Below are 24,770 nucleotides of genomic sequence, written 5' to 3'. Positions count from 1 at the left end.
ACCGCGTCCGTTCAGACAACTCGGTCACTGTGGGAGCGGCGGTGCGACGATTCGACTTGCTCGCGAAGGCGGTATTACATGCGCAGCAGCATCTTCCAGGCACGATTCTGATAAACCGCAATCGCCTGCTGCTTGCGCGCATCCAGCGATTCATCAGTAATCGGCTCGTTAGCCAGTTGCGCCAGTAGTTTCAGCTCACCGTACAGGCGATCCATTTCTGGGATGTCCAGCACGTGGCGGGCATGGTGCAACCAGGCCTGGATACGCTCGATGCGCGGCAGTTGCTCGGCCAGATCTTCCGGCTGTTGCTGGTAACGCTGCAATTGCAACGACGTGGCTTCTTCACCCAGCAAGCGCGGTAACCAGCTACCCAGTTGCGCAGCGCCCTGGCGATTGCCGCGGACGTTACGATCGGCCGCCCAGGTGCGGGCCAGCAACCAGCGCGAAGTGCTCAGCGAGAACAGGCCCCAGCGCGGGTCTTCGAGTTCTTCGAGGAACTGCTCCGGCGCGGCTTTGCGCACGTCTTCGTCGTCCAGACCGGCTTGCACCAGTGGGCGCCAGTCTTCGAGCAACGCATCCAGCGCGAGGCGCAGATCGTGTGTCGACTGACGCGGGGCAGCTTGGCCCAGGCTGCTCAGCAGCGCGCGTAATTCGGCGAGGTTTTCGACCCAGTCCTGCAACAGGCGCCAGTGGCCATTGAAGCGATACTGCTCGGCCAGACGCTGGCTGCTGCCCAACAAGTGCCAGCTCAGGGCGGCGAACGCGTCGTCCAGCGGCGTTTCGGCGGTGATCTGCGGCGCCGGCAGGCTCAACGAATAGCTGTTGGCGTCGTACAAGCGATAACCGCGCTCGGCCTTGCTGATGTCACACGGCATCAGGGCCAGGGTCGCGGCCAGTTCGGCGGCCAGTTCCAGCAGCGCGGCCGGTTCGCCTTCACGCAATTCCAGTTCGAGCTCGCAGATTTCTTCTTTTTGCTTGCCGACTATCACGTGTCCCAGGTCCAGCGCGGCTTCGATAACCACTTTGGTCTTGCCACGGCCCCAGGCGATTTCAGCGCGTTCGCGAACGAAATCGGTGGTGAAGATCGGCTTCAGGGTTTTCTTGTCCAGCTCGGCCAACTCTTCAGGCCAGCATTCGCCGTCGAGCTTCTTCACGTCGAGCTTGGATTTGGGCAAGTTCCAGTCGTATTCGTTACGCTCGGACAAACCGGCGACACTCTGGCCACGGGTCTTGAGCGTCTGAATCACTTCTTCGCCATCGCGGCGCAGGCGCAGGGCCACCTTGGCGCGGGCCAGGTCGCGCTCAGGCGTGTCGAAGTACTGGTTCATCAGTTCACGGCGTTCCCAGCCATTTTTGTTGCGTTTTTTCAGTAGCGGGTGCTCGCGCAGTGCGGCGAGGGTTTCGCGGCTGACGCGGAGTTTGATTTCGGTTTCTTTCTGCATGGCCGGAAAATCCAGGATCGGGAGCGCAGCCGGGGGAATGTGTGGCTGCCAAGGTCGTGCAGTGTACAGCACTGGTCCGGGATAGGGTCCGCGACGGTTTATTCCTGTCACCGGATGGCTCTATGATGGACTTCAATTCGCGAGTTGGAGTCAGCGATGCCTTTGCCGTCCATGAAAGATCAATTCGCTGCGCTGATTGCCGCACCGTCGGTCAGTTGTACCCAGGCCAGCCTCGATCAATCCAACCGTCCAGTGATCGATTTGCTGGCGACGTGGCTCGGCGACCTGGGTTTTGCCTGCGATATCCAGCAGGTCAGCCCGGGTAAATTCAACCTGCTGGCCAGTTTTGGTTCAGGCCCCGGCGGCCTGGTACTGGCGGGGCATAGCGATACCGTTCCGTTCGATGGCGCGTTGTGGCAGACCGATCCGCTGAAACTGACCGAAGTCGATGGCCGCTGGGTGGGTTTGGGCAGTTGCGACATGAAAGGCTTTTTTGCCCTGGCCATCGAAGCCGTCATTCCTTTGCTCGACCAGCCGTTCAAGCAGCCGCTGTTGATTCTCGCCACGTGCGATGAGGAAAGCTCGATGTCCGGCGCGCGTGCCTTGGCCGAAGCCGGACGCCCGTTGGGCCGGGCGGCGGTGATTGGCGAGCCGACCGGGCTCAAGCCGATCCGCATGCACAAAGGCATCATGATGGAGCGCATCGACATCCTCGGTCAGAGCGGCCATTCTTCGGACCCGCGCCTCGGCCATAGCGCCCTCGAAGCCATGCACGATGCCATCGGCGAATTGCGTGGTTTGCGTCTGCTGTGGCAGCGCGAATACCGTAATCCGCAGTTCGGCGTGCCGACGCCGACCATGAACTTCGGCTGCATCCATGGCGGCGATAACCCCAACCGGATTTGCGGGCAGTGCTCGCTGGAGTTCGACCTGCGTCCGTTGCCGGGCATGGACCCCAAAGTGTTGCGCGCGGAGATTCTGAAGAAGCTCAACCCGATTGCCGAACGCCATCAGGTAAAGATTGATTACGCGCCGCTGTTCCCCGAAGTGCCGCCCTTCGAGCAGGCCGAAGACGCCGAGTTGGTCCGCATTGCCGAAAAGCTCACCGGTCATCGCGCCGAAGCAGTGGCGTTCGGCACCGAAGCGCCTTATCTTCAGCGTCTTGGCTGCGAAACACTGGTGCTCGGCCCGGGTGACATTGCTTGCGCGCATCAACCGGGGGAATTCCTCGAAATGTCACGTTTGCAGCCTACCGTGCATCTATTACGGCAACTGATTGAACATTACTGCCTGACACCGGCTCAAGGTTAGGTGCCAATCATCTGTCGAGCGCAATCCATGTAGGAGCGGGCTTGCTCGCGAAAGCGGTGTGTTAGACACGTCAGGTGCGACTGACACCCCACCTTCGCGAGCAAGCCCGCTCCCACAGGGTCTGTGCTATGACAGACATGTCGGTTAAATTGCCAATGCCCCAACCCGTATTCATGAGGAGAGCGCGCGTGTCGCCAAGCCTGTTCCGACGATAACCATCAGCCCGCTGTGCATTTTCTGTTTCGCCCATTTTTTGGCTGCTATTTATTACAGGCCCAGGTTCATGCCCGAATACGTTAATTGGCTTCGTCACGCTTCGCCTTACATCAACGCCCACCGCGATTGCACCTTCGTCGTCATGTTGCCCGGCGACGGTGTGGAGCATCCGAACTTCGGCAATATCGTCCACGACCTGGTGCTGTTGCACAGCCTCGGCGTGCGACTGGTGCTGGTTCACGGTTCCCGTCCGCAGATCGAAACCCGCCTCGCCGCGCGTGGCCTGACCCCGCATTACCATCACGGGATGCGCATCACCGATGCGGCGACCCTCGAATGTGTGATCGATGCGGTCGGCCAGTTGCGCATTGCCATCGAAGCGCGTCTGTCCATGGACATGGCTTCGTCGCCGATGCAAGGCTCGCGCCTGCGGGTGGCCAGCGGCAATCTGGTGACCGCACGGCCGATCGGCGTGCTCGAAGGCGTCGACTATCACCACACGGGCGAAGTGCGCCGGGTTGACCGCAAAGGCATCAATCGTCTGCTGGACGAGCGCTCCATCGTGTTGCTGTCGCCGTTGGGCTACTCGCCGACGGGTGAGATTTTCAACCTCGCGTGTGAAGACGTGGCGACCCGCGCGGCCATTGATCTGGGGGCCGATAAACTGTTGCTGTTCGGTGCCGACCCGGGTTTGATCGATGAAAACGGGCGTCTGGTTCGTGAACTGCGCCCGCAACAAGTGCCGGCACATTTGCAGCGTCTGGGCAGTAACTATCAGGCTGAACTGTTGGACGCCGCGGCTGAAGCTTGCCGTGGCGGCGTGGCGCGCAGTCATATCGTCAGTTACGCCGAAGACGGCGCACTGCTGACCGAACTGTTCACCCGTGACGGTGGCGGTACGCTGGTGGCGCAGGAGCAGTTCGAGGTCGTGCGTGAAGCCGCGATTGAAGACGTTGGCGGTCTGCTGGATCTGATCAGCCCGCTGGAAGAACAGGGGATTCTGGTGCGACGTTCGCGCGAAGTGCTGGAGCGCGAGATCGAGCAGTTCAGCGTGGTCGAGCGCGAAGGCATGATCATCGCGTGCGCGGCGCTGTATCAGATTGCCGATTCGGATGCGGGGGAGTTGGCGTGTCTGGCGGTGAACCCGGAGTACCGGCATGGCGGTCGTGGGGATGAGTTGTTAGAGCGGATTGAAACCCGCGCTCGGGCTCAGGGGTTGAAAACCTTGTTCGTCCTCACCACGCGGACTGCCCACTGGTTCCGTGAGCGCGGGTTTGTGCCAAGCAGCGTTGAGCGCCTGCCGTCGGCGCGGGCGTCGCTGTACAACTACCAGCGCAACTCGAAGATCTTCGAAAAAACCCTGTAAGTGAGGGCTGACGTGGCGAGGGGATTTATCCCCGTTGGACTGCGCAGCAGTCCCATCTTCTGGGGCCGCTTCGCAGCCCAACGGGGATAAATCCCCTCGCCACAGTGGTTTGCGTTTATTCCTGTACGAACTTCGCGCTGACATACGGCGAATAATCCGGCAGTACCGTCTCTACCTTGCCTTGCTCCTTCAAAAATTTCGCCGTCTCACCAATTGCCTTCGCCGTGCCGCCGTCCAGCAGCGCGGTGGTCTGTTGTGCCTTGGCGTCCGGGAAGGCCGAACCGGCCAGCAGCTCCGGCACATCGGCGGCATTGGCACCGGTCAGTTTGGCGATTTTCTGCACCGGTACCGAGTCAGCGGTCCAGCTGTCTTTATGCGCGGCGTAATCGGCAAAGGAGTCCAGGGTGACCTTGGCGAATTTGGCCACGACCTCTGGATGCTTCTCCGCATAATCCTTGCGCGCGACCCACACTTCGAAAGTCGGTGCGCCCCATTGGCCGACCTCTGCGGCGTCGGTCAATGTCTTGCCGGTCTTGCGAATTTCCCCCAGAGCCGGTGACCAGACGAACGCCCCATCAATGTCGCCGCGCTTCCACGCAGCGGCGATCTCCGCCGGTTGCAGGTTCACCACTTTGACTTTCGAAGCGTCCAGGCCCCAGTGCTTCAAGGCGCCGAGCAAGCTGTAGTGAGAGGTTGAAACGAACGGCGTGGCGATGGTCTTGCCGATCAGATCTTCCGGTTTATCGATGCCGCTGCCGTTGCGCACCACCAAGGCTTCGGCAGCGTTGATCTGGGCGGAAACGATGAACGCGACAATCGGCAAATTGCGCGAGGCGGCCGCGGCCAGCGGGCTTGATCCGAGGTTGCCGATCTGCACGTCGCCGGAGGCAATGGCGGTCACCACTTCCGGGCCGCTATTGAACCGACGCCAGTCGATTTTCTGGCCGATGGTCTTCTCGTAGAGGCCATCCGCTTGCGGGACTTTGCTGGGGTCGATACCGGTTTGATAACCGACGGTGAGGTTCGCGGCGTGGGCGGAAAAAGAAAATGCGAGTGACACACAAACTGTAACAATTTGACTAGATAGTGCGCGTTTGGCCATGATGGCGTCGCCTTTTCGATGGGAAATTGACGTTTCTAGAACACGTCAAAGCTAATCGATCTAAAAAAAGGCTAACAAATACCATTTAGTAATTAGCTTATGTGCCGATACCCAGTGTCCCGGTTCGGATGCAGAGCGCTTAGCCTTATTCCCGAATGGTATGAAAAAGAATGAAATAATTCTTTTTGGCTTTATGAAGAAGTCATTACCCTAGCTGGGACCAAATCGGTGCGGTTAGACCTTGGTCGTAGACACACATGGTTACGATTGACTGTCAGTCACGGGCCGGCGCTAATCGCGCGTCTTAGGATCCTGGGCATACGACCCAGGGCCTGGAACACAAGAATTAGAAATGAGAGGAGCGTAACAATGAATAAGTCCACCTTGGCCCTGGCTATGGCCGTAGGGGTTTTGGCGCAGCAGGCAGGCGCCGCCGGTTTCATCGAAGACAGCAAGGCTACATTGGGGCTGCGTAACTTCTACATCAACAACGATAACCGTGACCACGCTGCTGCCACTGCTGCTAACGTGCAGAGCAAAAACGAAGAGTGGGGCCAGGGCTTCGACCTGCGCTTTACCTCCGGCTACACCCAAGGCACCGTTGGTTTCGGTATCGATGCGATCGGCCTGCTGGGTATCAAACTGGATTCGGGCGGCGGTACTAACGGCGCCACTTCGAGCTCTTACGGCGGTACTGTTTTTCCAAGCAAATCCAACGGCGAAGCGGTGGATAACTTCTCCAGCCTGGGCCTGACTGCCAAAGCCAAGATCTCCCAGACCGAGCTGAAGCTGGGCACCCTGCAGCCAAAACTGCCGGTGATCGTGACCAACGACGGTCGTCTGCTGCCACAAACCTTCCAGGGTGGCCAGATCACTACGAACGAGATCAAAGACCTGACACTGGTTGGTGGTCAGATCGAGCACGCCAAAGGTCGTAACTCCAGCAACAATGAAGAGCTGAGCATCGCCGGTGCGAACTCCCGTGGCGCGTCCTTCCGCGACAGCAATAAGTTCATCTACGGCGGTGGTGACTACAAACTCACCAAAGACCTGACTGCCCAGTACTACTACGGCAACCTGGAAGACTTCTACAAGCAACACTTCCTGGGTCTGGTCCACAACTGGGCAATCGGTCCTGGTGTGTTGAAGTCTGACTTGCGTTACTTCAACAGCTCCGATGACGGCCTGAATGGCAACACCCCGGCCTATTACAGCAACGGTAACTATCAGGGCTTCAAAGCGGGTAAAGGCAAGGTCGACAACAACTTGTACAGCGGCCTGTTCCTGTACTCCGTTGCCGGTCACACCTTCGGTGGCGGTTATCAGGTCAGCAACGGCAGCAGCGACTTCCCTTACCTGAACCAGGGTGACGGCGCGTCGGCTTACATCATTACCGACTCGCAGATTTCCAAGTTCGCTCGCGCCGGCGAACGTACCTGGCAAGCTCGCTACTCGTATGATTTCGCCAAGGTTGGCTTGCCAGGCGCTACTGCCGGCATCGTTTACCTGCGTGGTGACAACATCGACACCATTAGCAGCAGCAGCACCGCAGTGGCCGGCTCCGGCCGTTCCGAGTGGGAACGCGACCTGACTCTGGCGTACGTAGTCCAGTCCGGCCCACTGAAAAACCTGGGCGTCATGTGGAAAAACGCCATGTGGCGCAACGACGTCCCAAGTCAACGCGACCAGGACGAAAACCGCCTGATCGTCAGCTACTCGATCCCGCTGTTGTAATAGCGCTCGCGTAACCGCTGAAAAAAAGCCCCGCCCGGCATCACGCCGGGCGGGGCTTTTGCGTTTTCAGGGCGGGGTCACCCCCGTAATCACGCCCTGAAATTCCCTCTTTTGCAGCAACTCAAGGCCTTCTCGAACCTTGGAGGCGATAGTCGTCGCACTGGCTTTGCAGGTCCAGTGAACAGATCTTTAATATTCATTTTAGATCTAATAATCTAGGTATTTATTCTTTTTAATAAATCCCAAACACGAGCTACAGTTGAGGTCTCCAACACACTCATCAGGAGCCCACCATGAGCATCAGACTCGGCGACATCGCCCCCGATTTCGAGCAGGATTCCAGCGTCGGCACCATCCGTTTCCATGAATGGCTGGGCGATAGTTGGGGCGTGCTGTTCTCCCACCCCGCAGACTTCACCCCGGTGTGCACCACCGAGCTGGGCTTCACCGCCAAGCTCAAGGATGAATTCGCCCAGCGCGGGGTCAAGGCCATCGCGCTGTCGGTGGACCCGGTGGACTCGCACCACAAGTGGATCGAAGACATCAACGAAACCCAGAACACGATCGTCAACTTCCCGATCCTGGCCGACGCTGATCGCAAGGTCTCGGACCTGTACGACCTGATCCACCCCAACGCCAACGACACCCTGACGGTGCGTTCGCTGTTCGTGATCGACCCGAACAAAAAGGTTCGGCTGACCATTACTTACCCGGCGAGCACCGGCCGTAACTTCCATGAAATCCTGCGGGTGATCGACTCGCTGCAACTCACCGACAACTACAAGGTGGCTACTCCGGCCAATTGGCAGGACGGTGAAGAAGTGGTGATCGTGCCGTCGCTGCAAGATCCAGACGAAATCAAGAAACGCTTTCCCAAGGGCTATCGCGCGGTGAAGCCGTACCTGCGTTTGACGCCACAGCCCAACAAATAAACCACCAACAATTGCGGTGTGGCTGATGCCGCCTTCGCGAGCAAGCCCGCTCCCACAGGTTTTGTGAGCGCCACGGACCTTGTGGGAGCGGGCTTGCTCGCGAAGACGGCCTATCAGGCACCACAAGATTCAGATTCAACAGCATCCACAAAACAGGGGATTTCAGGCCGTTTTTACGGCCTTTTTTTTGCCCGGAAGAAAGGTTTTTGCATATCTCCTAAATGCATAACCAAATGAATAAATATGATTTATGGATATATAAATCACCTGTTAAGGTCTCTCCATCGAAGCGAGATCGCACACGGCGAATCGCCAACACCGTTCAAGGAATCGCCTGAATGCTGGTCGTCTCACTCGGTGGCAGTCCCAGCCAACGCTCCCGTTCCGGGGTGCTGCTGGAGCGCTCTCAACGCTGGTTGCAGGAGCAAGGTGTGGAAGTGGTGAGTTACCAGGTTCGGGACTTCCCGGCCGAAGACTTGCTGCATGCACGTTTCGACAGCCCGAAGGTGATCGACCTGCTGCAACAGATTGAAAACGCCGACGGCCTGCTGATCGCCACCCCGGTGTACAAAGCGTCGTTCTCCGGCGCGCTGAAGACGGTGCTGGATTTGCTGCCCGAACGCGCCCTGGCCCACAAAGTGGTTTTGCCGATGGCCACCGGCGGCAGCATTGCACACATGCTGGCGGTGGATTACGCGCTCAAGCCAGTGTTGTCGGCGTTGAAAGCCCAGGAAATGCTCCACGGGATTTTCGCTGTCGACAGCCAGATCGCTTACGGCGAAGGCAGCGCCCAGGCGCAGCTGGCGCCAGAGTTGGAAGAACGACTGAACGAATCGCTGGAGTTGTTTTTCAGTGCCATGGCCCGACGGCCGAAGCCGCTCGATCCGAACCTGTTGAACGAACGTTTGTTGAGTGCTCGCTGGAGCATTTAAGCCAGCATTTAAGCCAGCACTTAAGCCACACCTGAATTCTGAAGTACTCACCTTACTCAGCCGTCAACGGTCAAGCAGGTGCAGCCAAAACCCAACTGCAAAAAGGAGAGCGCTATGCGCACTGTCATTTTGCGTCGTGGTCTGGTCGCTCTGTTTGCTGCGGCTGTGTCCTTCGGCGCCATTACTCAAGCTCAAGCCGAGACTCTTCGGATCGGTTATCAGAAGTACGGCACTCTGGTGTTGCTAAAAGCCAAAGGCACCCTGGAAAAACGCCTCGCCGCCCAAGGCGTGGACGTGCAATGGACGGAATTCCCCGGCGGTCCGCAACTGCTTGAAGGCCTGAACGTCGGCTCCATCGACTTCGGTGTCACCGGCGAAACGCCTCCGGTATTCGCTCAAGCAGCGGGTGCCGATCTGCTCTACGTCGCCTACGAACCGCCAGCGCCGCACAGCGAAGCGATCCTGGTGCCGAAGGACTCGCCGATCAAGTCGGTGAAGGACCTCAAGGGCAAGAAAGTCGTCCTGAACAAAGGCTCCAACGTTCACTACCTGCTGGTCCGCGCCCTTGAAGACGCCGGTCTCCAATACACCGACATCCAGACTGTTTTCCTGCCGCCCGCCGATGCCCGCGCCGCGTTCGAACGTGGCAGCGTCGACGCCTGGGTGATCTGGGACCCGTACCTGGCCGCTGCCGAGAAACAGCTGCAAGCGCACACCCTGCGCGATGGCCAGGGCATCGTCGACAACCATCAGTTCTACCTGGCGACCAAGCCTTACGCACAGAAAAATCCTGAGGTGATCAAGGCCCTGGTGGAAGAAGTGCGTGCCGTCGGCAAGTGGTCCAAAGCCAATCCTGAAGACGTGACCCAACAGGTCTCGCCACTGCTTGGCCTGCCGGCGGACATCACCCTGACCTCGGTGAAACGCCAGGGTTACGGTGCGTTGCTCCTGACCCCTGAAGTGGTCGCCGCGCAACAGAAAATCGCCGACGCCTTCTACCAGCTCAAGCTGATTCCGAAACAGCTGAGCATCAAAGACGTGATCTGGACGCCACCGGCAGCCGTTGCCAAAGCGCAGTAATTCGATTCCCCAAGGAGACCACTCCATGAGCCTCAATATCTTCTGGTTCCTGCCTACCCACGGCGACGGCCATTACCTTGGCACCGCCGAAGGCGCTCGTGCCGTCGACCACGGTTACCTGCAACAAGTCGCGCAAGCGGCGGATCGTCTGGGTTTCGGCGGGGTGCTGATTCCTACGGGCCGTTCATGCGAAGACTCGTGGCTGGTGGCGGCGTCGCTGATCCCGGTGACCCAGCGTTTGAAGTTCCTTGTCGCGTTGCGCCCCGGGATCATTTCCCCGACGGTGGCGGCGCGTCAGGCGGCGACGCTGGATCGTCTGTCCGGCGGTCGTGCGTTGTTCAACCTGGTGACTGGCGGTGATCCGGAAGAATTGGCCGGTGACGGTCTGTTCCTCAGCCATGCAGAACGCTATCAGGCCTCGGTGGAATTTACCCGTATCTGGCGTCGCGTGCTGGAAGGTGAAACCGTTGATTACGATGGTCAGCACATCAGCGTGAAGGGCGCCAAACTGCTCTATCCGCCGATCCAGCAACCGCGTCCGCCGCTGTACTTCGGCGGCTCTTCGGAAGCAGCGCAAGATCTCGCGGCAGAGCAAGTGGAAATGGTCCTGACCTGGGGCGAGCCACCGGCCGCTGTCGCTGAAAAAATCGAACAGGTCCGAGCCAAAGCCGCGAAGCTCGGACGCACGGTGCGCTTCGGTATTCGCCTGCATGTGATCGTTCGTGAAACCAACGCCGAAGCCTGGCAAGCGGCGGATCGGCTGATCTCACACCTGGACGACGAGACCATTGCCCGCGCTCAGGCATCCCTGGCGCGCTTCGATTCGGTCGGCCAACAACGCATGGCCGCGTTGCACGGCGGCAGTCGTGACAACCTGGAAGTCAGCCCCAATCTCTGGGCCGGTGTCGGTCTGGTGCGTGGCGGTGCCGGCACCGCACTGGTCGGCGATGGTCCGACCGTGGCCGCTCGCGTGAAGGAATACGCGGACCTGGGCATCGACACCTTCATCTTCTCCGGTTATCCACACCTGGAAGAATCCTATCGCGTCGCCGAGTTGCTGTTCCCGCACCTCGACATCGAGCGGCCGGAACTGCCCAAGGGTGCCAACTACGTCAGCCCGTTCGGCGAGATGGTCGCCAACGACATTCTTCCCAAAGCCGCGTCCCAGAGCTGAGGCGCGCCATGAAAAAAATCATCCACAACTTCGCGCCTTGGGCGTTGCCGATTTTGCTGCTGGCGGTGTGGCAGTTGTCGGTGTCGGCAGGCTGGTTGTCGACCCGGATTCTGCCGGCACCCATCGCGGTGATCGAAGCCGGCGTGAGCCTGGTGCGCAGCGGTGAAATCTGGACGCATCTGGCGATCAGCGGCTGGCGCGCAGCGCTGGGCTTCACCATCGGTGGCGGTATCGGTCTGGCACTGGGTTTCATCACCGGCCTGTCGAAATGGGGTGAACGCCTGCTCGACAGTTCGGTGCAAATGATCCGCAACGTGCCGCACCTGGCGCTGATCCCGCTGGTGATCCTGTGGTTCGGCATCGACGAGTCGGCGAAGATTTTTCTGGTGGCGCTGGGCACGTTGTTCCCGATCTACCTCAACACCTATCACGGCATCCGCAATGTCGACCCGGCGCTGGTGGAGATGGCGCGCAGTTATGGCCTGTCCGGTTTCAGCCTGTTCCGTCAGGTGATTCTGCCGGGTGCGCTGCCTTCGATTCTGGTCGGCGTGCGCTTCGCACTGGGCTTCATGTGGTTGACCTTGATCGTCGCCGAAACCATCTCCGCGAGCTCCGGCATCGGCTACCTGGCGATGAATGCCCGGGAGTTTTTGCAGACCGACGTGGTGGTGCTGGCGATCCTGATGTACGCGGTGCTCGGCAAACTCGCCGACCTCGCGGCCCGTGGACTTGAACGTGTGTGGCTGCGCTGGCATCCGGCGTATCAGGTTGCCAAAGGAGGTGCGGCATGACGGCTCAACAACTGCCACGCCTGCTGCGCGGAATTCCGCTGGTGGTGCGCAATCTGCAAAAAACCTTCGGGACGCGGCGGGTGCTGCGCGAGATCGATCTGCGCATTCCGGCCGGTCAGTTCGTCGCCGTGGTGGGGCGCAGCGGTTGCGGCAAAAGTACCTTGCTGCGGTTGCTCGCCGGTCTCGATAAACCCACGGGCGGTGAATTGCTCGCAGGTTCCGCGCCGCTGAGCGATGCGCGGGAAGACACTCGATTGATGTTTCAGGAAGCGCGTTTGCTGCCATGGAAAAAGGTCATCGACAACGTCGGCCTCGGGCTCAAGGGCAATTGGCGTCCGCAAGCATTGGAAGCGCTGGAGGCGGTCGGCCTGGCGGACCGCGCCAATGAATGGCCGGCGGCGTTGTCCGGTGGACAAAAGCAACGCGTGGCCCTGGCCCGCGCGCTGATCCATCAACCGCGCTTGCTGTTGCTCGACGAACCGCTGGGTGCACTGGATGCCCTGACCCGAATTGAAATGCAGCAGTTGATCGAACGGCTCTGGCAAAAGCACGGCTTCACTGTGTTGCTGGTGACCCACGATGTCAGCGAAGCGGTGGCGATTGCCGATCGGGTGATCCTGATCGAAGAAGGTGAAGTCGGCCTCGACCTGCAGGTTGAGCTGCCGCGCCCTCGGGTTCGTGGCTCCCATCGGCTGGCGGCGCTGGAAACCGAAGTCCTCAATCGCGTCCTCGCACTGCCCGGCGAACCACCGGAACCGGAACCTGTTTCACCATTGCCTACGCAATTGCGCTGGGCTCATTAACTCAAGCTTCATCCCACGACAGGAATCAACATCATGACAATCAAAGCCATCAACGTTCGTAACCAGTTCAAAGGCTCGATCAAGGAAATCGTCCTGGGTGACGTGCTGTCGGAAATCGACGTTCAGACCGCATCCGGCATCGTCACTTCGGTGATCACCACTCGCTCGGTGAAAGAGCTGGAACTGGTGGTCGGCAGCGAAGTGATCGCGTTTGTGAAATCCACCGAGGTGTCGATCGCGAAGTTGTGAGGGCGTGCGCTGTACACAACCCCGAAGGGTTTGAGCCCTTCGGGGTTTTTTGTGCGCGTGAGTCAGTGAGTCCGGCGGTGTGGCCTTCGCGAGCAAGTCGAATCGTCGCACCGCCGCTCCCACAGGAGTACGCGTTCCAATGTGGGAGCGGGCTTGCTCGCGAAGAGGCCAGTGCAGCCAATAAGAATCAGGCAGGAGTAGCACGCTTGTGCAGATACGGCGGCAAATACAGCCCCAGATACGCATCAAACACCCGCATCCCTTCCTCAGCCATGCGCGGCGTAATCTGCCCATGCTGTTGCACCGAGCGCGCATACACCCGATCGCCCAGCTCCATGGCCAGGGCAAACACATCGACATCCCCCGGCAGCTTCGGCAATTCGAAATGATGATCGAACAGCTTGTGCATCAGGTCGCCCAGTTCAATGTCGTGCTGACGGTCAGCCTGGGTGACTTCGGTCAATCCGTGTTGGGCGAGGATCAATTGGCGGGCGGCGGCGTCTTCGTCGTAGATGTCGAGCATCCGTTGTTCCACCAGCCGCGACAGGTCGCGCCAGCCGCTGAGCGCGTCGTGGTCGATGGGCGCTTGCAGGCAGGCGCGGAAAGCGGCGTGGACGTCGGCGGTCAAGGCTTCGAGCAGGGCCGGGACGCTGGCAAAAAAATGGTAGACGGAGGAGGGCGGAATCTCCGCGCGTTCGGCGACGCTGTAAATCGACAGACTGGCCACACCTTCGGCAGCCAGCAGCGTGCGGGCGGCATCGAGTATCGAATCGATCCGGGCCTGGCTGCGGGCGCGGGGTTTGCGTGGGGTGGCGAGTCGGGTCATTGAAGTCTCCTGCGGGGCAGGGGGCATTGTACGAGCAGGGTCGTGTGTTGTCTTCTCGGCCGCCTTCGCGAGCAAGCCCGCTCCCACATTTGATCGGTGGAGTGACACAAATCCAATGTGGGAGCGGGCTTGCTCGCGAAGCAGGCGCCTCGGTCCAACTGAATGAAACCCATAAAAAACGCCGTTGGCCTTATCAGCCGACGGCGTTCTTTTTTACTGCCACCGATTAAACGGTATGCAGATACCAGTTGTACTCAAGGTCGGAGATGGAGTGTTCAAACTCCTCCAGCTCACTTTCCTTGCAGGCCACGAAGATATCGATGTATTTCGGATCGATGTACTTGGCCATGACTTCGCTGTCGTCCAGCTCACGCAATGCATCGCGCAGGTTGTTCGGCAAGCTTTGCTCGTTCTGCTCGTAGGAGTTGCCTTCCACGGGGGCGCCCGGCTCGATCTTGTTGGTCAGGCCGTGGTGCACGCCCGCCAGAACCGAAGCCATCAACAGATACGGGTTGGCATCGGCGCCGGCGACGCGATGCTCGATGCGCACGGCATCCGAAGAGCCGGTCGGTACGCGGATCGCTACGGTACGGTTGTCCAGACCCCAGCACGGCGAGTTCGGCACGTAGAACTGTGCGCCGAAACGACGGTAGGAGTTGACGTTCGGGCAGAGGAAAGCCATCTGCGCGGGTAGGGTCTCGAGCACACCGCCGATCGCGTGACGCAGCGCGGCGTTCTGCTCGGGATCCTCGCTGGCAAAAATGTTTTTGCCGTCTTTATCCAGAATCGAAATGTGTACGTGCAAACCGTTGCCTGCCTGGCCCGGATAAGGCTTGGCCATGAAGGTGGTGTCCATCTCATGGTCGTAGGCGATGTTCTTGATCAGGCGCTTGAGCAGGACCGCGTAGTCGCAGGCCTTGATCGGGTCGGCCACGTGGTGCAGGTTCACTTCGAACTGCGCCGGGGCACTTTCCTTGACGATCGCGTCGGCCGGGATGCCTTGCTCTTTCGCACCTTCCAGAATGTCCTGGAGGCAGTCGACGTATTCGTCGAGGTCGTCGATCAGGTAAACCTGTGTCGAGTGCGGGCGTTTGCCGGACACTGGCGAGCGTGGCGGTTGCGGACGACCGTTCACGTTCTCCTGGTCAATCAGGTAGAACTCCAGTTCGAACGCGGCGCAGATGGTCAGGCCCATGTCGTCGAACTTGCGCACCACATTGGCCAGCACTTCTCGCGGGTCGGCAAAGAACGGCTGGCCTTCCAGCTCGTGCATGGTCATCAACAGTTGCGCGGTCGGGCGCTTCTGCCAGGGCTCATTGCACAGGGTATCGGGGATTGGATAGCAGATTCGGTCAGCATCGCCGATGTCCAGGCCCAGGCCGGTGCTTTCCACCGTCGAGCCGTTGATATCCAGAGCAAATAGGGAGGCCGGCAGGTTGATGCCTTTCTCGTAAACCTTGTGGAGACTGGTGCGTTCAATGCGCTTGCCGCGCACCACACCATTCATATCCGCAATCAGAAGGTCAACGTACAGAACCTCAGGATGTTCCTTAAGGAACGCGTTCGCTTCGTTAAGCTGAACGGCACGCGGGGGTACCGACATGATGCAACACCTTTGTTGTTAAAAATATCAATCATTGATCTCTTCGGGTTTCAGTCAACCCGAACGGCCTGCCGAAGTCAAGCGAGGCCTTATATGCCCTGAAAAAGCGCCGCAAGGGCATTTATGGGGCACTTTTGGGCACTTTTTTATCCTTGAGAGACTTGCCGCCCGCACACTTGAGCGGGCCGTGTTGTATTTTTTACGGGGGTGTTGTGTAAAAAAATGAACAAGGCTAAGCTCAAATCAAACCCATAACAGCAATAATACCGGGGTGCTTCATGTCTCGCCTGCCGTTAATCGGCGTCACCGACTGCTCAAGGCAGATCGGTCTGCATGCTTATCACATCAGTGGCGACAATTACGTCCACGCCATGGCCCCGGTTGCCAAAGGCGTGCCGTCGACTCTTTCTTCCCCGGCACATGGGCTGGCCCCGTCCGATATTCTGGACGGTCCGGACGACATTCTCTTTACCGGTCCTCCTACCAATATAGAACCGTTTTACCTCGGCGGCCCGGTCAATGCGTCGGGCCTCGCTCATGATTCTGCACGCGATGCCACCCTTCTTTCGTTGATCCGCGCCACTGGCAAGGCGGGCATGGTTGTGCCCGGCGTTTGCAGTGGCAATCTGTACCAAGCGACGCCCATGCGTCAAACAACGCCTGGCTTATATAGAGTCAGGAAACTCAGCCTAAGAGGCATTTATGAGTAACAACCTCGACCAGCTCACCGATTGGTTGAAAGACCACAAGATCACAGAAGTCGAATGCATGATCGCCGACTTGACCGGGATCACCCGGGGCAAGATTTCGCCGACCAACAAGTTCATTGCTGAAAAAGGCATGCGCCTGCCCGAGAGCGTTCTGTTGCAGACCGTGACCGGCGACTATGTCGAAGACGACATCTATTACGAACTGCTCGACCCGGCGGACATCGACATGATCTGCCGCCCCGACCAGAACGCGGTGTTCCTGGTGCCCTGGTCCGTCGAACCGACCGCTCAGGTGATCCACGACGCCTATGACAAACAAGGTAACCCGATCGAGCTGTCGCCGCGCAACGTGCTCAAAAAGGTCCTGAAACTCTATGCCGACAGGGGCTGGCAACCGATCGTGGCGCCGGAAATGGAGTTCTACCTGACCAAGCGCAGTGACGACCCGGATTACCCGCTGCAACCGCCGATCGGCCGCTCCGGTCGCCCGGAAATCGGTCGTCAGTCGTTCTCGATCGAGGCGGCAAACGAATTCGATCCGCTGTTCGAAGACGTCTACGACTGGTGCGAACTGCAGGAGCTGGACCTCGACACGTTGATCCACGAGGACGGCACGGCGCAGATGGAAATCAATTTCCGTCACGGCGATGCCCTGTCCCTGGCCGACCAGATCCTGGTGTTCAAACGCACCATGCGCGAAGCCGCGCTCAAGCATGACGTGGCGGCCACGTTCATGGCCAAGCCCATGACCGGCGAGCCGGGCAGTGCGATGCACTTGCACCAGAGCATCATCGACATCGAAACCGGCAAGAACGTCTTCTCCAATGAAGACGGGACCATGAGCCAGTTGTTCCTGTACCACATCGGTGGCTTGCAGAAACTGATCCCCGAGTTGTTGCCGCTGTTCGCGCCCAATGTGAACTCGTTCCGCCGCTTCCTGCCGGACACCTCGGCGCCGGTGAACGTGGAGTGGGGCGAAGAGAACCGCACCGTGGGCCTGCGGGTTCCGGATGCCGGGCCACAAAACCGTCGGGTGGAAAACCGCCTGCCGGGCGCCGACGCCAACCCGTACCTGGCGATTGCCGCGAGCCTGCTCTGCGGTTACATCGGCATGGTCGAAGGCCTGGACCCGAGTGCGCCGGTGGTAGGGCGTGGCTATGAACGCCGCAACCTGCGCCTGCCACTGACCATCGAAGACGCGCTGGAACGCATGGAAAACAGCGCGACCATCGAGAAATACCTGGGCAAGAAATTCATCACTGGCTACGTCGCGGTCAAGCGGGCCGAGCATGAAAACTTCAAGCGCGTGATCAGTTCGTGGGAGCGGGAATTCCTGCTCTTCGCCGTCTGATGCGCCGGGCGCCGCCGATGCTGGCGGCGCTCTCACCGAAATCTTAGGAGAATTCGCATGACCAGCAACAACCCGCAAACCCGTGAATGGCAAACCCTGAGCAACGATCACCACCTGGCCCCGTTCAGCGATTTCAAACAGCTGAAAGAGAAAGGCCCGCGGATTATCACCAACGCCAAGGGCGTTTACCTGTGGGACAGCGAAGGCAACAAGATCCTCGACGGCATGGCCGGCCTGTGGTGCGTAGCGATCGGCTACGGTCGCGATGAACTGGCCGATGCCGCCAGCAAGCAGATGCGCGAACTGCCTTACTACAACCTGTTCTTCCAGACCGCTCACCCGCCGGTGCTCGAGCTGGCCAAGGCCATCGCCGACATCGCACCGCAAGGCATGAACCACGTGTTCTTCACCGGTTCCGGTTCCGAAGGCAACGACACCATGCTGCGCATGGTCCGCCACTATTGGGCGATCAAGGGCCAGCCGAAGAAGAAAGTCATCATCAGCCGCAAGAACGGTTATCACGGTTCCACCGTGGCCGGCGCGAGCCTGGGTGGCATGACCTATATGCACGAACAGGGCGACTTGCCGATCCCGGGCATCGTCCACATTGCCCAGCCGTACTGGTTCAGTGAAGGCGGCGACATGACACCGGAAGAGTTCGGTGTGTGGGCGGCCAATCAGTTGGAAGAGAAGATTCTGGAAATCGGCGTGGACAACGTCGGTGCCTTTATTGCCGAGCCGATCCAGGGCGCCGGCGGCGTGATCATTCCGCCAGACACCTACTGGCCGCGCATCAAGGAAATCCTCGCCAAGTACGACATCCTGTTCGTGGCGGACGAAGTGATCTGTGGTTTCGGCCGCACCGGCGAGTGGTTCGGTACTGATTTCTACGACCTCAAACCCGACATGATGACCATCGCCAAAGGCCTGACGTCCGGCTACATCCCGATGGGTGGCCTGATCGTGCGTGACGAAGTGGTGGCGGTGCTCAACGAAGGCGGTGACTTCAACCACGGTTTCACCTACTCCGGTCACCCGGTGGCGGCTGCGGTGGCACTGGAAAACATCCGCATTTTGCGCGAAGAAAAAATTATCGAGCACGTTCACGCCGAAACGGCACCCTATTTGCAAAAGCGTCTACGGGAACTGAACGATCACCCGTTGGTGGGGGAGGTGCGTGGGGTCGGTCTGTTGGGTGCTATCGAACTGGTTCAGGACAAGGCCACGCGCAAGCGTTACGAAGGCAAGGGCGTCGGCATGATCTGCCGCACGTTCTGCTTCGACAACGGCCTGATCATGCGCGCCGTCGGCGACACCATGATCATTGCTCCGCCGCTGGTGATTACCAAGGCTGAAATCGATGAGCTGGTAACCAAGGCACGCAAGTGTCTGGACCTGACCCTGAGTGCGTTGCAGGGCTAAGTGCTAGGCTCTGAGCGGAAGTCATGAAACTTTCGCTCGGAGCCGTCAGAAAGGTTGGCCTTTCCTTGAAAGACCGCCTCGGATCTTGCCAGACTAGCCGCGGTTCCAGTTGTCCGGGTTCGGCCGCTGAACAAAGTGGTTCAAAAAAGAAAAATTTGGAGCATTACGCATGAAGGCATTAGGAAAAAAGCTTGCTGGCAAGACACTCCTCGCCATGTCCCTGATGGGCATAATGGCGGGTGCGGTTCAGGCGGACGACAAGGTGTTGCACGTCTATAACTGGTCCGATTACATCGCTCCGGATACCATCAAGAAGTTCGAAACCGAGTCCGGCATCAAAGTCGTGTACGACGTTTTCGACAGTAACGAAACCCTGGAAGCCAAGTTGCTGGCAGGCAAGTCCGGCTACGACATCGTCGTGCCGTCGAACAACTTCCTGGCCAAGCAGATCAAGGCCGGCGTTTACCAGAAGCTGGACAAGTCCAAGCTGCCAAACTGGAAGAACCTGAACACTGACCTGCTCAAAGCGGTGTCGGTGAGCGACCCGGGCAACGAACACGCCTTCCCGTACATGTGGGGTTCGATCGGTATCGGCTTCAACGCCGAGAAGGTCAAGGCTGCACTGGGCGCCGATGCACCAACCAATTCCTGGGATCTGCTGTTCAAACCCGAGAACGCCGCGAAGTTGAAATCGTGCGGTATCAGTTTCCTCGATTCGCCAACCGAGATGATTCCGGTGGCGTTGCACTACCTGGGCTATCCAACCGACAGCCAGGACAAAAAACAACTGGCCGAAGCCGAAGCGCTGTTCCTGAAGATTCGTCCTTCGGTGGGCTACTTCCACTCGTCCAAGTACATCTCCGACCTGGCCAACGGCAACATCTGCGTGGCCGTGGGTTACTCGGGTGACATCTACCAGGCCAAGTCCCGCGCGGCTGAAGCCGGTGACAAGGTGAAAGTCAGCTACAACATTCCGAAAGAAGGTGCCGGCAGCTTCTACGACATGGTCGCCATCCCTAAAGATGCCGAAAACGTCGAAGGCGCCTACAAGTTCATGACCTTCCTGCAGAAGCCGGAAATCATGGCTGAAATCACCAACGCCGTGCGTTTCCCGAACGGTAACGCGGCCGCCACCTCATTGGTCGAAAAAGAAATCACCGACGATCCAGGCATCTACCCGCCAGCGGACGTGCTGGCCAAGCTGTACGCGATTGCCGACTTGCCGGCCGCGACCCAGCGGATCATGACTCGCAGCTGGACCAAGATCAAATCCGGTAAGTAAGAAGTTATCCCTGTAGGAGCGAGCTCGCTCGCGAAAAAAACCGCAACGCCGCGGGGTGTCAGGCACAACGCGTTATCGTTGACGACCATCGCGAGCAAGCTTGCTCCTACAGTTGTATGTGCATAAAAGTTTTGCTGGAACGGTTTTTCGAGGGTAAGTTGCGCGCCGGTTCTGTTGCTGGGCAGCTACGACTGTCATGTAACGCGGGGCAACTTGGGCCCAACTAATTTTAGAGGACCTCCACTTGCCTATTTCTTCTTTGCTGCGCAATGCCCTGCTGGTCGGCGCCGGACTGACATTCGCTGTCAGTGTCCAGGCCGCCGGCACTGTGCATATTTATAACTGGTCGGATTACATCGGTGAGACCACCCTGGCCGACTTCCAGAAAGAGACCGGGATCAAGCCGGTTTATGACGTGTTCGATTCCAACGAAACCCTGGAAGGCAAGTTGTTGGCCGGGCGTACCGGGTACGATGTGGTCGTGCCGTCGAACCACTTCCTCGGGAAGCAGATCAAGGCGGGCGCGTTCCAGAAGCTCGACAAGTCCAAGCTGCCAAATTATTCCAACCTCGATCCGGTACTGCTCAAGCGTCTGGAGCAAAACGATCCGGGTAACCTGTACGCCGTGCCGTACCTGTGGGGCACCAATGGCATCGGTTACAACGTCGACAAGATCAAGGCTGTGCTGGGCGTCGACAAGATCGACTCCTGGGCTGCGGTATTCGAACCGGAGAACATCAAGAAGCTGCACAGTTGCGGCGTGGCGTTCCTCGATTCCGCCGATGAAATGATGCCGACGGTCCTTAACTACATGGGCCTGAACGCCAACAGCACCAACCCCGAAGATTACAAAAAGGCTGAAGCCAAGTTGCTGGCGGTGCGCCCTTACGTGACCTACTTCCACTCCTCCAAATACATCGCCGATCTGGCGAACGGCGACATCTGTATCGCCATCGGTTTCTCCGGCGACATGTTCCAGGCCAGAAACCGTGCGGCTGAAGCGAAGAAAGGCGTAAACATCGCCTACTCGATTCCACAGGAAGGCGGTGCACTGTGGTTCGACATGCTGGCGATTCCAAAGGACTCGGCCAACGTCAAAGAAGCCCACGCCTTCATCAACTATTTGCTGAAACCTGAGGTGATCGCCCAAGTCAGTGATTACGTCGGCTACGCCAACCCTAACCCGGGGTCGGACACACTGATGGAACAGTCCATTCGCACCGACGAAGCGGTTTATCCACCGCAAGCAGTCCTCGACAAGACCTACGTGTCGATCGAGTTACCACCAAACATCCAACGTTTGATGACCCGCAGCTGGACCAAGGTCAAGTCGGGCAAATAGCTTCAAGGCTCAAACTATCCAAGGTTGGCTCACCTTGAGCGAACTGCACTCTTTTTTTTGGGAGTTTCGTAAATGGCAGTTGCCTCCGGCGCCTATAAGAAAGCCCTCGAGGGCGACCAGTCACCTAAACAGGTGCTGGTCAAAATCGACCGGGTCACGAAGAAGTTCGACGAGACGATTGCCGTGGACGATGTGTCCCTGGAAATCAAGAAAGGCGAGATCTTCGCCCTGCTCGGCGGTTCGGGATCGGGCAAATCCACGTTGCTGCGCATGCTCGCAGGCTTCGAACGGCCCACGGAGGGGCGCATTTTCCTCGATGGCGTAGACATCACCGACATGCCGCCGTACGAGCGGCCGATCAACATGATGTTCCAGTCGTACGCCTTGTTCCCGCACATGACCGTAGCGCAGAACATCGCCTTCGGCCTCAAGCAGGACAAACTGCCGGCTGCCGAAGTCGATGCCCGCGTGGCCGACATGCTCAAGCTGGTGCAGATGACGCAGTACGCCAAGCGTAAGCCGCATCAGTTGTCCGGTGGTCAGCGTCAACGTGTGGCCCTGGCGCGCTCGCTGGCCAAGCGACCGAAGCTGCTGCTGCTCGACGAACCGATGGGGGCACTCGACAAGAAGCTGCGCTCGCAAATGCAGCTGGAGCTGGTCGAGATCATCGAGCGCGTCGGCGTAACCTGCGTCATGGTGACCCACGACCAGGAAGAGGCCATGACCATGGCCGAGCGCATCGCGATCATGCACCTGGGCTGGATCGCCCAGATCGGCAGCCCGATCGACATCTACGAAACCCCGACCAGCCGTCTGGTCTGCGAGTTCATCGGCAACGTCAACATCTTCGACGGTGAAGTGATCGACGACGCCGAAGGCCACGCCATCATCACCTGCAAGGACCTGGACCGCCAGATCTACGTGGGTCACGGCATCAGCACCTCGGTGCAGGACAAATCCGTGACCTATGCGATCCGTCCGGAAAAACTGCTGGTGACCCCGACCATGCCGACCTGCGAATACAACTGGTCCAGCGGCAAGGTGCATGACATCGCCTACCTCGGCGGTCACTCGGTGTTCTACGTCGAGCTGCCGAGCGGCAAGATCGTCCAGTCGTTTGTCGCCAACGCCGAGCGCCGCGGTCAGCGTCCAACCTGGGGTGACCAGGTATACGTGTACTGGGAAGACGACAGCGGCGTGGTACTTCGCTCATGAACATGCGCAAATTCAAACGCCGCCTCAAACGAATAATTCCCGGTGGCCGTCAGCTGGTCATCGGGGTTCCGTTCATCTGGCTGTTCCTGTTCTTCATGCTGCCGTTCTTCATCGTCCTGAAGATCAGCTTCGCCGAAGCCGACGTGGCCATTCCGCCGTACACCGAGATCTATACCTTCGCCGAACAGAAATTGCAGTTGCTGCTTAACCTCGGCAACTACGCGATGCTGGCCGGTGACGAACTGTACATCGCCGCTTACCTCGGCTCGTTGAAGATGGCGCTGATCAGCACCGTCCTTTGTTTGTTGATCGGTTACCCGATGGCCTACGCCATCGCCAGCGCCCGCAAAGAAATGCAAACGGTGCTGGTGCTGCTGATCATGATGCCGACCTGGACCGCGATCCTGATCCGCGTTTACGCGTGGATGGGCATTCTCAGCAACAACGGCCTGCTCAACGGTTTCCTGATGACCATGGGCTGGATCGACGAGCCGCTGCAGATCCTCAACACCAACCTGGCGGTGTATATCGGCGTGGTTTATTCGTACCTGCCGTTCATGATCCTGCCGCTCTACGCCAACCTGGTGAAGCACGATAACAGCCTGCTGGAAGCCGCATCGGACCTGGGTTCGAGCACCTTCAACAGTTTCTGGAAGATCACCATTCCGCTGTCCAAGAACGGCATCGTCGCTGGTTGCATGCTGGTGTTCATTCCGGTGGTGGGTGAGTTCGTGATTCCGGAACTGCTGGGCGGTCCGGAAACCCTGATGATCGGTAAAGTGCTGTGGCAAGAATTCTTCAATAACCGTGACTGGCCGGTGGCGTCCGCTCTCGCAGTGGTGATGCTGCTGATCCTGATCGTGCCGATCATCCTGTTCAACCGTAGTCAGGCCAAAGAAATGGAGGGCAAAGAATGAAGCGCTTCCGTTTCTCGAGTTTCATGCTGATCGCCGGTTTGCTGTTCATCTACGCGCCGATGCTGATCCTGGTGATCTACTCGTTCAACGCCTCGAAACTGGTGACGGTGTGGGGCGGCTGGTCGATCAAGTGGTACGTCGGGTTGATGGACAACACCCAACTGATGGGCTCGGTGGTGCGCTCGCTGGAAATCGCCTGCTACACGGCGGTGGCAGCGGTGGCGCTGGGCACATTGGCCGCGTTCGTCCTGACCCGTATCACCCACTTCAAGGGCCGCACGCTGTTTGGTGGCCTGGTCACCGCGCCGCTGGTGATGCCCGAAGTGATCACCGGTTTGTCGCTGTTGCTGCTGTTCGTGGCCATGGCGCAGATGATCGGCTGGCCACAGGAACGCGGCATCGTCACCATCTGGATCGCCCACACCACGTTCTGTGCGGCGTATGTGGCGGTGGTGGTGTCGGCGCGCTTGCGTGAGCTGGACCTGTCCATCGAAGAGGCGGCCATGGACCTCGGTGCGAAGCCGTGGAAGGTGTTCTTCCTGATCACTATCCCGATGATCGCGCCATCGCTCGGAGCGGGCGGCATGATGTCCTTCGCCCTGTCGCTGGATGACCTGGTGTTGGCGAGCTTCGTGTCGGGGCCGGGGTCGACGACCTTGCCGATGGAAGTGTTCTCGGCGGTGCGTCTGGGCGTGAAGCCCGAGATCAACGCCGTGGCCAGTCTGATTCTGCTGGCGGTGTCGCTGATGACCTTCCTGGTCTGGTTCTTCAGCCGTCGCGCTGAAGAAGCGCGCAAGCGTGCGATTCAACAGGCTATCGAAGAAAGCGCTGCCGATTCGTGGAAGCAACCGGACGTGCGTCGCGCACAGCAGGCGCCGGAAGCGGCTTGAGTGTTGGCCACAAATGTGTGGCCAGTGCAGATCCCATGTGGGAGCGGGCTTGCTCGCGAAAGCGGTGTATCAGTCGACAT

21 protein-coding genes and 1 pseudogene are annotated in these 24,770 nt (G+C 59.0%); 18 read left to right on the top strand and 4 right to left on the bottom strand.

Going from position 1 to position 24,770, the window contains the following annotated elements:
* Positions 1-74: 74 nt before the first annotated feature.
* On the bottom strand, positions 75-1,442 hold the full coding sequence (locus tag ACA073_RS25285; protein ID WP_497400347.1) for a CYTH domain-containing protein: 1,368 nt from the start codon (positions 1,440-1,442) through the stop codon (positions 75-77).
* 156 nt (positions 1,443-1,598) lie between these two features.
* Between ACA073_RS25285 and argE the strand changes: the two genes are divergently transcribed.
* Positions 1,599-2,753 (top strand): acetylornithine deacetylase, encoded by a 1,155-nt coding sequence (gene argE / locus ACA073_RS25280; RefSeq protein ID WP_497400345.1) that lies wholly within the window; start codon positions 1,599-1,601, stop codon positions 2,751-2,753.
* 283 nt (positions 2,754-3,036) lie between these two features.
* The gene (gene argA, locus ACA073_RS25275) at positions 3,037-4,335 is read left to right on the top strand and encodes an amino-acid N-acetyltransferase (protein WP_497400343.1); all 1,299 of its coding nucleotides are present in this window, start codon (positions 3,037-3,039) and stop codon (positions 4,333-4,335) included.
* A gap of 115 nt (positions 4,336-4,450) precedes the next feature.
* Here argA and tauA read toward each other — a convergent pair whose 3' ends face one another.
* Positions 4,451-5,440 carry a taurine ABC transporter substrate-binding protein gene (gene tauA / locus ACA073_RS25270; protein WP_497404222.1) on the bottom strand — a complete coding sequence of 330 codons (990 nt, stop codon included), beginning with the start codon at positions 5,438-5,440 and terminating at the stop codon, positions 4,451-4,453.
* 366 nt (positions 5,441-5,806) lie between these two features.
* On the opposite strand from tauA, the gene ACA073_RS25265 reads away from it, so the two are divergent.
* The 8 genes from ACA073_RS25265 to ACA073_RS25230 all read left to right on the top strand — a co-directional run bounded on the left by ACA073_RS25265 (position 5,807) and on the right by ACA073_RS25230 (position 13,132).
* Complete coding sequence (locus tag ACA073_RS25265) at positions 5,807-7,171, top strand: OprD family porin (RefSeq protein ID WP_497400341.1); 1,365 nt, start codon at positions 5,807-5,809, stop codon at positions 7,169-7,171.
* Between the two features lie 293 nt (positions 7,172-7,464).
* Positions 7,465-8,103: a peroxiredoxin gene (locus ACA073_RS25260; RefSeq protein ID WP_497400339.1), complete on the top strand. Its 639-nt coding sequence runs from the start codon at positions 7,465-7,467 to the stop codon at positions 8,101-8,103.
* Positions 8,104-8,441: 338 nt separating this feature from the next.
* Positions 8,442-9,035, top strand: a complete 594-nt coding sequence (gene ssuE / locus ACA073_RS25255) for an NADPH-dependent FMN reductase (RefSeq protein ID WP_084320340.1) — start codon at positions 8,442-8,444, stop codon at positions 9,033-9,035.
* A gap of 114 nt (positions 9,036-9,149) precedes the next feature.
* Positions 9,150-10,115 carry a sulfonate ABC transporter substrate-binding protein gene (locus tag ACA073_RS25250; protein ID WP_497400337.1) on the top strand — a complete coding sequence of 322 codons (966 nt, stop codon included), beginning with the start codon at positions 9,150-9,152 and terminating at the stop codon, positions 10,113-10,115.
* Positions 10,116-10,140: 25 nt separating this feature from the next.
* Positions 10,141-11,289 (top strand): FMNH2-dependent alkanesulfonate monooxygenase, encoded by a 1,149-nt coding sequence (ssuD, locus tag ACA073_RS25245; protein WP_497400335.1) that lies wholly within the window; start codon positions 10,141-10,143, stop codon positions 11,287-11,289.
* Between the two features lie 8 nt (positions 11,290-11,297).
* Positions 11,298-12,080, top strand: a complete 783-nt coding sequence (gene ssuC, locus ACA073_RS25240) for an aliphatic sulfonate ABC transporter permease SsuC (RefSeq protein ID WP_497400333.1) — start codon at positions 11,298-11,300, stop codon at positions 12,078-12,080.
* Positions 12,077-12,883 (top strand): aliphatic sulfonates ABC transporter ATP-binding protein, encoded by an 807-nt coding sequence (gene ssuB, locus ACA073_RS25235; protein ID WP_497400331.1) that lies wholly within the window; start codon positions 12,077-12,079, stop codon positions 12,881-12,883. The genes ssuC and ssuB overlap by 4 nt, the downstream gene beginning before the upstream one ends.
* Positions 12,884-12,916: 33 nt before the next feature.
* Entirely contained in the window at positions 12,917-13,132 is a 216-nt protein-coding gene (locus ACA073_RS25230; RefSeq protein ID WP_003229256.1) for a TOBE domain-containing protein, read from the top strand.
* Positions 13,133-13,319: 187 nt separating this feature from the next.
* On the opposite strand, the gene ACA073_RS25225 is transcribed toward ACA073_RS25230, so the two are convergent.
* Together ACA073_RS25225 and ACA073_RS25220 are read right to left on the bottom strand one after the other, a co-directional pair.
* Entirely contained in the window at positions 13,320-13,958 is a 639-nt protein-coding gene (locus ACA073_RS25225) for a TetR/AcrR family transcriptional regulator (protein ID WP_497400330.1), read from the bottom strand.
* A 226-nt stretch (positions 13,959-14,184) separates the two neighbouring features.
* The gene (locus ACA073_RS25220; protein WP_214379630.1) at positions 14,185-15,561 is read right to left on the bottom strand and encodes a glutamine synthetase family protein; all 1,377 of its coding nucleotides are present in this window, start codon (positions 15,559-15,561) and stop codon (positions 14,185-14,187) included.
* Between the two features lie 278 nt (positions 15,562-15,839).
* Between ACA073_RS25220 and ACA073_RS25215 the strand changes: the two are divergent.
* From ACA073_RS25215 to ACA073_RS25180, 8 genes and pseudogenes are all read left to right on the top strand, one after another.
* Positions 15,840-16,184, top strand: a pseudogene (locus ACA073_RS25215) (gamma-glutamyl-gamma-aminobutyrate hydrolase family protein); the annotation flags it as partial.
* Between the two features lie 79 nt (positions 16,185-16,263).
* Positions 16,264-17,622 carry a glutamine synthetase family protein gene (locus ACA073_RS25210; protein WP_497400328.1) on the top strand — a complete coding sequence of 453 codons (1,359 nt, stop codon included), beginning with the start codon at positions 16,264-16,266 and terminating at the stop codon, positions 17,620-17,622.
* 57 nt (positions 17,623-17,679) lie between these two features.
* Complete coding sequence (locus ACA073_RS25205; protein ID WP_497400326.1) at positions 17,680-19,044, top strand: aspartate aminotransferase family protein; 1,365 nt, start codon at positions 17,680-17,682, stop codon at positions 19,042-19,044.
* Positions 19,045-19,213: 169 nt separating this feature from the next.
* Entirely contained in the window at positions 19,214-20,326 is a 1,113-nt protein-coding gene (locus ACA073_RS25200) for a polyamine ABC transporter substrate-binding protein (RefSeq protein WP_497400325.1), read from the top strand.
* 244 nt (positions 20,327-20,570) lie between these two features.
* The gene (locus tag ACA073_RS25195; protein ID WP_497400323.1) at positions 20,571-21,668 is read left to right on the top strand and encodes a polyamine ABC transporter substrate-binding protein; all 1,098 of its coding nucleotides are present in this window, start codon (positions 20,571-20,573) and stop codon (positions 21,666-21,668) included.
* A gap of 72 nt (positions 21,669-21,740) precedes the next feature.
* Positions 21,741-22,883: an ABC transporter ATP-binding protein gene (locus ACA073_RS25190; RefSeq protein ID WP_017341353.1), complete on the top strand. Its 1,143-nt coding sequence runs from the start codon at positions 21,741-21,743 to the stop codon at positions 22,881-22,883.
* A gap of 35 nt (positions 22,884-22,918) precedes the next feature.
* On the top strand, positions 22,919-23,800 hold the full coding sequence (locus ACA073_RS25185) for an ABC transporter permease subunit (RefSeq protein ID WP_256656960.1): 882 nt from the start codon (positions 22,919-22,921) through the stop codon (positions 23,798-23,800).
* On the top strand, positions 23,797-24,690 hold the full coding sequence (locus ACA073_RS25180) for an ABC transporter permease subunit (protein WP_497400321.1): 894 nt from the start codon (positions 23,797-23,799) through the stop codon (positions 24,688-24,690). Before ACA073_RS25185 ends, ACA073_RS25180 begins: the two co-directional genes overlap by 4 nt.
* Positions 24,691-24,770 lie beyond the last annotated feature (80 nt).

It is taken from the genome of Pseudomonas sp. LBUM1670, assembly GCF_059695695.1.
This window is presented reverse-complemented; position numbering and strand designations above follow the sequence as displayed.

Bases quoted from the DNA above. Each gene is read 5' to 3' on its own strand.
- ACA073_RS25285 (WP_497400347.1), bottom strand. From the start codon at position 1,442: ATGCAGAAAGAAACCGAAATCAAACTCCGCGTCAGCCGCGAAACCCTC.
- argE (WP_497400345.1), top strand. From the start codon at position 1,599: ATGCCTTTGCCGTCCATGAAAGATCAATTCGCTGCGCTGATTGCCGCA.
- argA (WP_497400343.1), top strand. From the start codon at position 3,037: ATGCCCGAATACGTTAATTGGCTTCGTCACGCTTCGCCTTACATCAAC.
- ACA073_RS25265 (WP_497400341.1), top strand. From the start codon at position 5,807: ATGAATAAGTCCACCTTGGCCCTGGCTATGGCCGTAGGGGTTTTGGCG.
- ACA073_RS25260 (WP_497400339.1), top strand. From the start codon at position 7,465: ATGAGCATCAGACTCGGCGACATCGCCCCCGATTTCGAGCAGGATTCC.
- ssuE (WP_084320340.1), top strand. From the start codon at position 8,442: ATGCTGGTCGTCTCACTCGGTGGCAGTCCCAGCCAACGCTCCCGTTCC.
- ACA073_RS25250 (WP_497400337.1), top strand. From the start codon at position 9,150: ATGCGCACTGTCATTTTGCGTCGTGGTCTGGTCGCTCTGTTTGCTGCG.
- ssuD (WP_497400335.1), top strand. From the start codon at position 10,141: ATGAGCCTCAATATCTTCTGGTTCCTGCCTACCCACGGCGACGGCCAT.
- ssuC (WP_497400333.1), top strand. From the start codon at position 11,298: ATGAAAAAAATCATCCACAACTTCGCGCCTTGGGCGTTGCCGATTTTG.
- ssuB (WP_497400331.1), top strand. From the start codon at position 12,077: ATGACGGCTCAACAACTGCCACGCCTGCTGCGCGGAATTCCGCTGGTG.
- ACA073_RS25230 (WP_003229256.1), top strand. From the start codon at position 12,917: ATGACAATCAAAGCCATCAACGTTCGTAACCAGTTCAAAGGCTCGATC.
- ACA073_RS25225 (WP_497400330.1), bottom strand. From the start codon at position 13,958: ATGACCCGACTCGCCACCCCACGCAAACCCCGCGCCCGCAGCCAGGCC.
- ACA073_RS25220 (WP_214379630.1), bottom strand. From the start codon at position 15,561: ATGTCGGTACCCCCGCGTGCCGTTCAGCTTAACGAAGCGAACGCGTTC.
- ACA073_RS25210 (WP_497400328.1), top strand. From the start codon at position 16,264: ATGAGTAACAACCTCGACCAGCTCACCGATTGGTTGAAAGACCACAAG.
- ACA073_RS25205 (WP_497400326.1), top strand. From the start codon at position 17,680: ATGACCAGCAACAACCCGCAAACCCGTGAATGGCAAACCCTGAGCAAC.
- ACA073_RS25200 (WP_497400325.1), top strand. From the start codon at position 19,214: ATGAAGGCATTAGGAAAAAAGCTTGCTGGCAAGACACTCCTCGCCATG.
- ACA073_RS25190 (WP_017341353.1), top strand. From the start codon at position 21,741: ATGGCAGTTGCCTCCGGCGCCTATAAGAAAGCCCTCGAGGGCGACCAG.
- ACA073_RS25180 (WP_497400321.1), top strand. From the start codon at position 23,797: ATGAAGCGCTTCCGTTTCTCGAGTTTCATGCTGATCGCCGGTTTGCTG.